Consider the following 11,026-nt stretch of genomic DNA (forward strand, 5'->3'; position numbering starts at 1 on the left):
CAGCACATCGCCGGGCGTCAGCGCCGACACCCCAATCAGCCAGCCTTCGCCGCTGTTGCTTGTAGAAATTAAGCTGTGCCAGTTGCCACCGCCGCTGGCCTGACCACGTACGTAAATTCGGAACTGAAGCGACGTAACGCCAGTCGGGGGGGTAGTGACTTGCACCGAGCCGCTCGCGGCGCCCGCGCCCGTATTTGTTCCAGGAACGGCCGCACTATTGAGAATCTGAGTAGGCCGGACATCGAGCTCCGGCGAGCCGCTCAGCTCCGAAAGTGTTACGCCCGGGGTAAGCAAGTCTAGTTCTGCTGAGATGCCCAGGCCAGTGGAGATGGTTATGGAACCTAGGCCCGTAACATGTATCACCGGATTGACTACCGCCCGGTTGAAAGTAATCGTCAAATCAGCAAACTGATACCGAGCGTTGGCGGGAGCGGTGGCGGGTATTCCTTCAACTGACGCATATAACTTCACCTCGTTGTTGGCCGTCGTACTGAGCCCGCCGGTGGCCCCGCTAACGGAGGTATAGTTGGCATCGGTCGAACTTCCAATGGCGGTCATCGCCGGGAACAGCTCAGTCGCTATCGCGAGTGTACCTGCTGAGTTACCACCAGCCCCGAACGCGACCCCCGTCCCCGTGCTCATCTGCGTGAGGGGAGATAAGGCATACTGCTGGTTGCTGAGCGTGAATGTGGCTGTTGTGGTGGGGGTAAAGGGGGTAAAGGTGTTGGCGACAGGATTGTCCGGGTTGTTTTGGAAGGTGATAACCTGTGGCGCGATGGATGGCCCCGAGCCGGTGGGATTGCCGGCGCCCGGCGCGAATTCCAGCGTGGACTGCGCCAGCACAGGACTAAAAAGCAACGACAGGGGCAGCAGCGCCAGCCGTGCCCAGCCGCAAGCTGTCCGGCTAGAGTCCCCCGTTAGTAAAACAGGGAAAGCGCCACGCCGGAGGCGTAAGAAGTGTTTCATAAGAAAGAGGATGGTGGATAGTTACAATCAGGAAGGTGCTGGCCAGGCTGGGCCGAGAGGCATTGGCCCTGTATCAAGTGTCCGGCACCGTAGAATTTAATTTTTATGCGTGAGGGCGGTATTTCTGTTTTCAGTTCATGTTTAACATTGTTTTGATAATGTTTGAAAGAGAAGTTATTCCTGTTGCTATGTGATGCTCGCATTCTTATTTCAAGAAAATTATTTTACCAGTCTTAGATTAGAATGGTATGGAATGTTTCGTGGATCATATGAGCATTGATAAGAAAGGTCAACCGATAGGTAGTTTACTGAATATATGGCTGTTGGTAAAGAATGCTGATTTGCATTATTTTATTCAGATTAACAACTGGCACCTTGGGCTTTACTTTTTTTAAGAGGTAAGAGGCGAGAAAGTAGATGGTGTTCTGATTGGATTAGCGTGGTGAATACTCTTGCCTGAGTTGAAGTTATTCATTAAGCTGATATAAATAGTTGTATTGCAAATATTTATAATACAGAAAGGCAAGGTTGAGCTTGACAACCCAACGTCCGGGAAAGTATTTTAAATTCCACACTAGAGTCAATTTGGCGATAATTATTTTTGGAATTTCTCCCTAAATTGGAAAAGAGTATTCCCTAAATTGGAAGTCCTATCTAATGATTGGAAAAATTAGTTTTAATTGCTTGGTTAATTATTTAAACAGAAGATAAAAATGGTATTAACTAGATGTCCTCGAAGTAACAGATGGCGCCTGTGTTAACGTTGTTTAAGATTAGTGTATCTTTTTTAAATGTAATTTTATTACCTATTTCAGCTCTGCTGTTGCTAAATTAATAGCTTTCGCATAGTAGTTTTCTGAACTCACTAAAAGTATCGTAGTGTTTGCTTTTTTAGAGGTAATGTAATTAGATAGGGTATTGAGATAGGCTAGAATTAGGCAACGCATCTCTGTGCCTAATTCACCAGCGACTAAACTCACTACAACTGCCGGTTAGCCATCTGCACTCACTATCAGTACAATGCCTGAAGGCTCCAAGCGCAGCTTGTGCGTGGCTCCTCTTCTGGAGCAGACCGCCACAGAGCCAGTATGTATCAACGCTGTACCCACTCAGGGAAACAAAGAAGTAGGCCAGACCAACTAGCCCGTAACGCCGTACGGTGCTGGGTACAAGCCTGTCAGGCATGGTGGCCGGACGCGAGCTGCTGTATAAGAAATTATTGCTTTGCTACGGGCAATTAATTCAGCCGTCGTCTCGTTAATCCTGCTGTGCGGGCCACAACTAGGAAGACTCAGCTGCTCAAAAAAAGCCGGGTGCTGGCTTCGGGAGCAGATACTCCCGGAGCCAGCACCCGGCACGAATAGATAAGTTGCTCGGCTCGCTACGGCAGCTTGTACTCAAACAGTTCGCCCTGCTCGGTGCTGATGAGTAGCGTGTCGTCGCTCTTAAATACCACACCTTCCGTTTGGCCGGCGCCTTCCAGCGAAATCCGACGGGGAGTGGCTTTCAGGATTTCGTCCCAGGAGTTACCATCGAGCATAAACAACTCGCCGCGGCCTAGCAGCACGAGGCGGTGACCATCGGCCCGCAGGGCCGCATCGGTCACTTGGCCGGGGATGGTTAAGGAGGTTACCAGCTTGGCGGTGTAGTCGCCGGGCTGGTCGGGCAGCGAATACACTTTGCTGGTGCGGGCCTGGCCCCGGTCTTTGGTGAAGAGCCAGACCTTGCCCTCGTGCCAGAGGCTGGCTTCACAGTCGAAGTTACGCTGCTTTTTCTTGGGAGGAAACTCGTTTTGGTCGGGGTAGGTGAAGTTGATGGCCACGACGTCCTTGGGGTTGCTCGGCCGCAAGCGGTAGATGGACAAGTCGTGGCGGGTATTCTCGTTGTTGCCGCAGTCGCCGATGTAGTAGTAGCCCTGGGGGTCGCGGCTCAGGCTTTCCCAGTCTCTGATGGGCGCAGCTATATCGATAGTGCGAACCAGCTTGCCCTCCTCCGTTATTTCATACAAGGTGGGCGCGTTGCCCTCGTCGCCGAAGCTATAGTAATAGTTCTGGCCCGTGGCGGCGGGGGCCAGCCCCGAGCTTTCGGGTACTACCGCTTTGAGGGAGCCCACGCGGCGCAATCCCGGGATGGCCGCGGCAGCAGCTTTATTCTTGCGGCGGTCTCCGCCCTTCGTGGCGGCCTCGTTCCTCGTTTCGCCAGAATTTTCTGTTTCGTCAGACTGAGCCTGGGAGCAGGCGGCGGTGAACAGCAAGGCGAGGGCAAGCGGCAAGAGAGGGGCAATGCGCATTGAAAGAGTAGACATTTGAGTAATCCTGGCTATACGCGGCTAGCGAATTACGGTACGGGGTCGTGGCCGTGCCCGCCCCATGGGTGGCAACTGGCTATGCGCCGCAAGGCCAGCCGTCCGCCCCGCCACGGCCCATATTTGGTAATAGCCTCCGCAGCATAGGCCGAGCAGGTGGGCGTGTACCGGCAGCTCGGTGCCGTGAGCGGCGAGATAAAGTGGCGATAAAACCAGACGAGGCCTAAAAATAAGGCGCGAAACAGCCGGGACATAGGGTGAAGATAGCAGAGCAGGCGAGGGGCGCTGCTATACTAGTAGATGCGACCATGCACTTCTGGCTTACTTTGGCAGCGTGTTGAGTTCTGCTTTCCAGTGTTCCCAATCCGGCAGTAGTCGGGTTTGCAAGTCGTAGAAAGCCCTGGAATGGTTGCCTACCAGCAGGTGGCAGCACTCGTGGAGCAACACGTAGTCGAGGCATTCGGGGCGGGCGCGGATAAGCTCGGGGCTGAGGCGGATGCGGCCGGTGCGCGGCGTGCAGCTCCCCCAGCGGGTGCGCATGGCGCGGACGAACAGGGTGGGGCGGGCAAGGTTGAACTCGGCGAAGCGCGGCCACACCCGCGCCAGCGACTCGGCAAATTGTGAGGCGGCCTGGCGGGCATACCAGCGGTGGAGCAGGGCTTCGGTTTGCGCGGGGGCCAGCGTGGTGGGGGCAGCTACTACCAGCTCATCGCCGGTTATGGTGATGGCGGGCCGCTGGGCTTCGGCAAAGCGCAGGCGGTAGGGCTGGCCCAGGTAGTAATGCGTGCTGCCGTCCTCGTAGCGACGGCTGGGAGCAGGGGCGGGGCGGCTGGCGAAGGTAGCCTGATGCTTCAGAATCCAGTCGGCTTTTTTGAGCACTTGCTGGGCCACCCATTCGCGCGAAGTGCCGGCCGGCGCGCTGATGTGCACGCTGCCATCGGGCTTTACGGCGAAGCCAATGGTGCGCCGCGACCGGAAAACGATGGTGTAATTAACAGGTTGATTATTATAAAGAAGGGTTTCACGGAGGGGCGCGGCAGAGAAGGGGCGGGGCATAAGGAGGCAAGTTCGGCAGTGGCGCCGGAATATGTAACCGTGAAGCGCGGCAAAATAATTTCGGGTTGAAGCTCAACCTATTGCTGCCAAGTCACTACCTTACCATTATGGAACACTGTTTACCTAAATATTCTTCTGTTTTATGGGCTGGTTTGCTGTTCTCGGGCGTGCTACTGGCGATGCCGGCAGCGGCGCAGGGCAATGGCCCCGGTGTGCGGGGAGCCCGCGCCGCCGCGCTCGGCAATGCCTCTGTGGCCCTGGCTGGTGAGGTGTGGAGCATGGGCAACAACGTGGCGGGCTTGAGCGAGATCCAGCAGTCAACGGTTGGCTTTTATGCCGAGAACCGCTACTTCAGCTCGGCTCTGAACGTGGGCGCGCTCACGGTAGCCTTGCCGCTGGGCCGCAGCCCCGAAATAGCGGGGGCCGCCAGTGGCGCCGCGCCCACGCCCGCTACGGTCCGCACCTGGGCCCGGCACGGCGTGGTGGCGGTGGAGGCCCAACGCTTCGGGGGCACTCTTTATAATGAAACGCGGGTGGGAGCCGGCTACGGCTACCGGCTTGGGCAAATCAGCTTGGGCGGCCGGGTCGACATGCTGCAAGTCAGCATCGAAGGGCTGGGCAGCAAGCGGGTGCTGCTGGGTACGCTGGGGGGCCAAATCGAAATTGTGCCCCAGCGGCTCAGCTTCGGGGCTTCGCTCTACAACCTCAGCCAAACCAAGCTGGCCAACTACCAGAACGAGCGGGTGCCCACGGTGCTGCGCGCCGGCCTGGGCTACCGCCCCAGCTCGCAGGTGCTGCTGCTGATAGAAACCGAGAAAGACGTGGAGCGCGACGCCAATTTTAAGGCCGGCCTGGAGTATCGGCCGGTGCCCATCCTGACGGCGCGGCTGGGCCTGGCCTCGCTCACCAAGCAGGCCAGCGCCGGCCTCGGCGTGCTGGCCGGGCAATTTCAGCTTGACTACGCGGCGGCTTTTCAGCAGGCACTGGGCTTCAGCCAGCATTTGAGCGTGGGCAAGACGTTGGGCGCGAGAAGTGCACAGTAGGAGAGCGAGGTGTTAGTAGATGGTGCCACCGGCAAATCAAGTAAAGCATGAAGAATCTGTACTATTTGTAATACCATGGCTATACCTTTTATCGTAGGATGGCTAAGGAAACGTTATTCTCATGGCACTCGCCCGGCGGCTGGCTGGCTGCGGCGGCCCTTACTGCTGGCCGTCGTTCTTCACGCGGCCTTCTTGATTCCTCAACTGGCTGCCGGCCAGGAATACACCCGTCGGCCGCCCGACCTGGACCGACTTACCCAAGAGTTGTTCGCGGAGATTCAGTCCGACGAGGTTCCTTACGAGGACCTCTACGAAACGCTGCTGCAATACTATCAGACGCCCATCAACCTCAATACCGCGACCCGGGAAGAACTGCGGGCGCTGCTGCTGCTCAATGAAAATCAGATAACCACCCTGCTCCGGCACCGCGAAATCAATGGTGACCTGCTCAGCGTGTATGAGCTGCAAAGCATCGAGGGCTATGACCTACGGGCAATAAACCGCATTTTGCCCTTCGTGAGCGTGCTGAGCAGCAACCGGAATGCCGCCCGCGGCACGTTCTGGCAGCGTGTTGCCCGCGAAGATAACAATGCCTTTTACCTGCGCTACGAGCGGGTGTTGCAGCAGCGCCAGGGCTACACGCCGCCCACGCTCTACCAGGGCCGCCCCACCACCCGCTACCTCGGCACACCCGATAAAATGCTGATACGCTACCGCGTAAGCCACACCAAGGATTTCAGTCTGGGGTTTTCGCTGGAAAAAGATGCCGGCGAACAGCTGACTTGGAACCCCAAAAAGGGGCAGTTTGGGGCCGATTACGTGTCGGCGCACTTACTCCTACAGGAGCGCGGCCGGCTGAAGGCGCTGGCGCTGGGCGACTACCAATTGCAGTTTGGCCAGGGGCTGTTGCTGTCGTCGGGGCTGGGCGTGGGCAAGGGGGCCGAAACCATTACCACCCTGCGCCGGTCGTCGGTGGGCGTGCGGGCATATGCGTCGTTGCTCGAAAATACGTTTTTTCGCGGTGGCGCCGCCACCTACCAGGTGGCGCCCACGGTGCAGGTCACGGGGTTTGTGTCGCACAAAAACGTGGATGCCAACCTCCAGCAAAGCCAGGATTCTTCGGCGCAGTATGATGAGTTCACTTCCGGCCTGCTCTACACCGGCTTCCACCGCACCGCCTCGGAAATAGCCAACCGCCACCAGCTCGCCGAAACCATTGGCGGCGGCAACGTGGGCTACACCAGCCGCGACGGCAACTTGGCCATCGGGGTCACCGGGGTGTTTACGCGCTATGGCACGGCCATCCTCAAACGCCCGGAACCCTACAACCGGTTCGAGTTTAGCGGTAAGGAAAACCTGGCGCTGTCCGTCAACTATAGCTATGTGTGGCGCAATCTGCTGCTCTTCGGCGAAACGGCGCGCAGCACGGGCGGGGGCCTGGGTACCGTGAATGGCCTGCTGGCCAGCCTCGGCCCCACCGTGGACGCGGCCCTGCTGGTGCGGCACTACGACCCCACCTTCCACACGCTCTACGGCAACGCTTTCAGCGAAAACACGCGCAACATCAACGAAACCGGCGTGTACATCGGCCTGAAAGTGCGCCCCGTGCCTCGCTGGGAAATCTCGGCCTACTACGACCAGTTCAGCTTCCCGTGGCTGCGCTACCGGGCCAGCGCCCCCACCAACGGTCACGACGCCCTGGTGCGCATCGCCTATTCGCCCACCAAAACCAGCCTGCTCTACGCCCAGTTGCGCCAGCGCCTCAAGCCCCGCGACCTGGCCTCGGCCGACCTGACTGCCTTCGACCCGAACCGCGCCATTCCGCTGCCCGGCGAACAGCTGCGGCAGAGCATTCTCTTGTACTACAATACCGCCGTCAGCACGGCGCTGGAGCTGCGCACCCGCATGCAGGCCTCGCGCCTGCGCGACGACACCGGCCTGGCCTGGCGCAGCGGCTACGTACTGGCCCAGGACATCGGCTACCAGGTAAGCCGGACCCTCAAGCTCACGGCCCGCTATTCGCTTTTTGATGCCGACGACTACGACAGCCGCCAGTACGTGTATGAGCAGGACGTGCTGCTGGCCGTATCGGTACCGGCCCTCTACGGGCAGGGTACCCGGGTGTACGGCATCGCCGAAATCCGTCTCAACCGCTCCCTCACGCTCTGGCTGCGCTACGCCGAAACCCGCTACCGCTACCAAAACACGGTCGGTACGGGCCTGGAAGAAATCCAGGGCGATGTCCGCAGTGAAGTGAAGGCACAGCTGCGAGTGAAGTTCTGAGCCCTCGCAGTAGGGCAAAGTGTGCGGGCTCATCCCGCTGCTCTACCATACCGGCTATTCTACATGCCGAGTTCGGCGTGCGGGCGCGCTGCAACAGGCCCTGTCATTAGCCCCACCAGCCATAGCCTGGCCGGCATCGCCTCGACCACCCAAAACCGCCCTCGATTTCACAAAAAAGCCCCTCAACAGGCTAATAGTTAAGAAGGGGCAGGTTCGTTCCTGAGCTGCTAGCACGACTGCCGAAACCTGAGCCGTTAAAAGCAAGGCTTGCTAAACGCACCACATGCGCAAGCTCACCGAAGGCCGCTCCTATAATGGGTAGGAGCGGCTTTTGGTGAGCTTGCTGAGTATTTAGCAGCCGGGCGCGGGAAAGAAAAAGCAGTTGGCAACATTTTTTGCTGGCGAACGAATTTTGTTGCCAACGTTGGCAACAAAATTCGTTCGCCAGCAAAAAATGTTGCCAACGCTGTTCGGATTAAAAATGGGTGGTAGGCCGTTTTTTATCGGTGCGGGGCTGGTGTATGATGGGCCAGCGCAGTGAGACGCAGCAAAGGCTGCGTTCTACACTCAGCTCTCCGTTTTTAGGAGCACTACTTGTGCTTTGTCGGCGGTGCTGATTTTGCGGCGGAAGTCCAGGTAGCCGGCGTAGGCGGTGCGGGGGAGTTGGCCGCGCTTCAGCTCCAGGCGGCGGATGTACTGCACTGTGCCATCGGGCAAGGAAATATAGTGGCTGGCATAGGTGCCATAGGCCGTGCTGAGCTGCACGGCGGCGGGCAAGGTCTCGGCCCGGAAGCCGGCCGGTAGGTGCAGGCGCACGGTATCGGCGTGCAAGCTGGCGCGGGGCAGCCACACGGCGGCCTGGCGCTCGCCTATTTGCGCGGGCAGGGCGGGCAAGCGGCTCAGTAGGTTGGGGCTGATGAACACGCGCTTGCCGCTGGGCACGGCAAAGCCGGGCAGGGTCAGCCCCAGGGTTTCGACTACACCGGGCAGGCGGCCGGCGGGCTTGGCGGCCAGGTTGAATTTCGTGAGGGTGAAGGTGGGCAGTTGGAGGCGGTCGGTGACGTACTTCTTCTGCTCCGCGGGGCCCAATTCGTGCAGAAGCTGGGCGTAGAAGTCCTGCTCCTGGCCGGTGCGCAGGGTGCGGGCCGTGGCGGTGGCCCCGCCCACGGCATCCAGAAACAAATCAATCCGGCGCTCCCGCCGGTTTTCCGCCGCGCCGTAGCGGGGCGTGGCCACCAGCTTGCCCCCGTCGGGCGTGAGTAGCAGCGCGTGGCGGTTGCCGGTGAAGCTGCCCATGTAGCCAAAGGCTTCGGTCTGGCTCGTGCATTCCAGCCAAAGCGTATCGGGGCGGCCACCCTTAGCCAGAGGCACGCACAAAATAGCGTGGTTGAACTGCGAGCTGGGGAAGTCGACGCGAAGGTCGCCCCGGTCGCTCCCCGCGCCAACCAGCGCCATGTAGGCGGGCACGCCGGCGGCGGCCAGCAGCGCTTTGGTATAGTTGCTCAGGGCTTTGCAGTCGCCGTAGCCACTGCTGGCCACGGCACTGGCCGGAAAGGTTTGCCAGCCGCCCAGGCCCAGCTGCACCGAAATGTAGCGGGTGCTGCCTTGCAGCATTTCGTATACACGTTGGACGCGGGTGCGGGCGTCGGGGGCATCCTTCACCAGCGCCGCTACCTTGGCCACGGTGGCGGGGGGCAGCTGGTCGCGGCCGGCATTCAGCTCATAGCTCCACTGCCCCAGGCTTTGCCACGAGGCGCAAGTGCCTTTGTGGCCCTGCACCTCGAAGGTGCCGGGGGCCAATACCACCGCCGGCGTGAGGTCGGCGAGGGGCGGGGCGGCGTCTTCCTCGTCCGCAGCCGGCAGGTTGGCCAGCTGCCACTGGTATACTTCCTGGCTGCCAGCGGTGGTGTGGGCCACGGCGGTGCCGGCGGGCAGCTGCCGCTCCTGATAGCGCAGGGGCAGGGTAGCGGGCGTGCTCACGCGCAGAGAAGCCGCCTGCACGGCCAGCCCTTCTTCCTCCTGGGGCTGCCACTCGGGATAAAACAAGGTGTTGTCCGACACGATTTCGTAATCGAATTCCACCGTGTAAGGCGTCTGAGGCTGGCGCAGGTCGGCGTAGCGCACGCGTACGTCGGTCATGAAGCTGCCCCCGGCGTCGCCCTGGCCCTGGTCGTGGATTTCGGCGGCCCGCAGCTGGTGCAGCTGGCGGCCATTGGCATCGTACACGGCCCCGCGCAGGTAGGTAATGGTGTTGAGCGCATCGTAGCCCACTGAGTGGCGGCCAAAGTCGTCGCCCGCAGGGTCGAGCACGGTGATAACCCGGTGCACCGTATGCACCAGCCGGCTAGCCGATTTCACGGTGACTACCTCATCATCGGCCCGCAGCACGGCGTGGGTTCCCTCGCGCAGGGCCGCGGGAATGTCCGACACCGCGTACTTGGGCTCGGGAGCAGCTGGGCGCAGCAGTAAAAAGCTGCTCAATGGCAGAGTCGCTAGTAAAGGCAATAGGGCTTTCACGGGATAATTTCTAAGGATTGAATAGTAGCGCATTCTGGGGCGTAGGGCAAACTATAGAGCTCGCCCTACGCGCTTGCCTGGTGGTTGCTGCGGTCTTGGGTCTTGTTAGATTATGCCTTCTTTTTAACGACCAGTTTCTCGCTCTGCTTTTCCAGCATCAGGCGGTAGAACTCGCGCAGGTGCACGTATTCCTCGGCCGCGTACACGGGCTTGCGCAGGTTCAGCCGGCTCATAATCTGCACCACTCCCGGCGTGGTGGCGGTGATGCTGTATAGGAAGCGGCCACCCTCGCCCGGCAGGTCTATGATGGCGGCCTTGGGGATTTCGGCCAGCTCGTAGCCCGCGGGTAGGGTGAGCGTCACCATGGTCGTCTCGTCCTGCTGGGCCCCAAAGTCGACGGGAAACAGCCGGTCATCGTGCCGGAAGGGGTTTTGCTCGCTCCTCAGTTCTCGCAGGGGGCTTAGGTATAACGTGCCAGCAGTGGCATTGTCGTCGGCCGCCTGGGTGAACTCATAGTCCAGAGCCAACGGCTTGCCCACGTTGTCACGCTCGGCCACCGCGATTTTGGGCACCGTCCAGCCACTGTGTTGGCTGCTGAGCTCGGCGAAGTACTTTTTCTCGCCCAGCTTCGCCAGTTCCTTGCGGGCCGCTACTCCCGCGTAGCCACCGTGCTCGTCGTGCACCTTGCCCGCAAGGCCGCCCTGGGCATCCAGGGTGAGGGCCACTTGCTGGTAGCGTATGTGGCGCTGAGCCGGTGTCAGGTCGACCCAGCGGCTCTCCTCCGGTTTTTTCATCACCAGCCGGCCCACGTGGTTGAGGCAGCGCTCGGGCAGCACGCCGCAGGGCAGCAGCGGCT

At 59.9% G+C, this 11,026-nt stretch carries 7 protein-coding genes and 1 pseudogene; 2 read left to right on the top strand and 6 right to left on the bottom strand.

The window, feature by feature from the left end:
• From WX88_RS25895 to WX88_RS25910, 4 genes are all read right to left on the bottom strand, one after another.
• The coding region (locus tag WX88_RS25895; protein ID WP_156176455.1) for a hypothetical protein at positions 1-966 on the bottom strand (966 nt) is incomplete at its 3' end.
• A gap of 1,381 nt (positions 967-2,347) precedes the next feature.
• Positions 2,348-3,271, bottom strand: a complete 924-nt coding sequence (locus WX88_RS25900; protein WP_197076976.1) for a hypothetical protein — start codon at positions 3,269-3,271, stop codon at positions 2,348-2,350.
• A gap of 32 nt (positions 3,272-3,303) precedes the next feature.
• Positions 3,304-3,525, bottom strand: a complete 222-nt coding sequence (gene yidD, locus WX88_RS25905; protein ID WP_046247334.1) for a membrane protein insertion efficiency factor YidD — start codon at positions 3,523-3,525, stop codon at positions 3,304-3,306.
• Between the two features lie 67 nt (positions 3,526-3,592).
• Positions 3,593-4,327 (bottom strand): M48 family metallopeptidase, encoded by a 735-nt coding sequence (locus WX88_RS25910; RefSeq protein WP_046247335.1) that lies wholly within the window; start codon positions 4,325-4,327, stop codon positions 3,593-3,595.
• Between the two features lie 107 nt (positions 4,328-4,434).
• On the opposite strand from WX88_RS25910, the gene WX88_RS25915 reads away from it, so the two are divergent.
• Together WX88_RS25915 and WX88_RS25920 are read left to right on the top strand one after the other, a co-directional pair.
• The gene (locus WX88_RS25915) at positions 4,435-5,370 is read left to right on the top strand and encodes a PorV/PorQ family protein (RefSeq protein ID WP_156176456.1); all 936 of its coding nucleotides are present in this window, start codon (positions 4,435-4,437) and stop codon (positions 5,368-5,370) included.
• 75 nt (positions 5,371-5,445) lie between these two features.
• Positions 5,446-7,653 carry a helix-hairpin-helix domain-containing protein gene (locus WX88_RS25920; RefSeq protein ID WP_082116316.1) on the top strand — a complete coding sequence of 736 codons (2,208 nt, stop codon included), beginning with the start codon at positions 5,446-5,448 and terminating at the stop codon, positions 7,651-7,653.
• Positions 7,654-8,220: 567 nt separating this feature from the next.
• Here the strand turns inward: WX88_RS25920 and WX88_RS25925 are convergent.
• Positions 8,221-10,134 carry a DUF3857 domain-containing protein gene (locus WX88_RS25925; protein WP_046247338.1) on the bottom strand — a complete coding sequence of 638 codons (1,914 nt, stop codon included), beginning with the start codon at positions 10,132-10,134 and terminating at the stop codon, positions 8,221-8,223.
• Between the two features lie 146 nt (positions 10,135-10,280).
• Positions 10,281-11,026: pseudogene (locus WX88_RS31100) on the bottom strand (hypothetical protein); the annotation flags it as partial.

It is taken from the genome of Hymenobacter terrenus, assembly GCF_000972495.1.
GTDB classification, from domain to species: Bacteria; Bacteroidota; Bacteroidia; order Cytophagales; family Hymenobacteraceae; genus Hymenobacter; species Hymenobacter terrenus.

What these genes read in the sequence shown, in the direction of transcription:
- WX88_RS25900 (WP_197076976.1), bottom strand. Translation starts at nt 3,271, where the DNA reads ATGTCTACTCTTTCAATGCGCATTGCCCCTCTCTTGCCGCTTGCCCTC.
- yidD (WP_046247334.1), bottom strand. Translation starts at nt 3,525, where the DNA reads ATGTCCCGGCTGTTTCGCGCCTTATTTTTAGGCCTCGTCTGGTTTTAT.
- WX88_RS25910 (WP_046247335.1), bottom strand. Translation starts at nt 4,327, where the DNA reads ATGCCCCGCCCCTTCTCTGCCGCGCCCCTCCGTGAAACCCTTCTTTAT.
- WX88_RS25915 (WP_156176456.1), top strand. Translation starts at nt 4,435, where the DNA reads ATGGAACACTGTTTACCTAAATATTCTTCTGTTTTATGGGCTGGTTTG.
- WX88_RS25920 (WP_082116316.1), top strand. Translation starts at nt 5,446, where the DNA reads ATGGCTATACCTTTTATCGTAGGATGGCTAAGGAAACGTTATTCTCAT.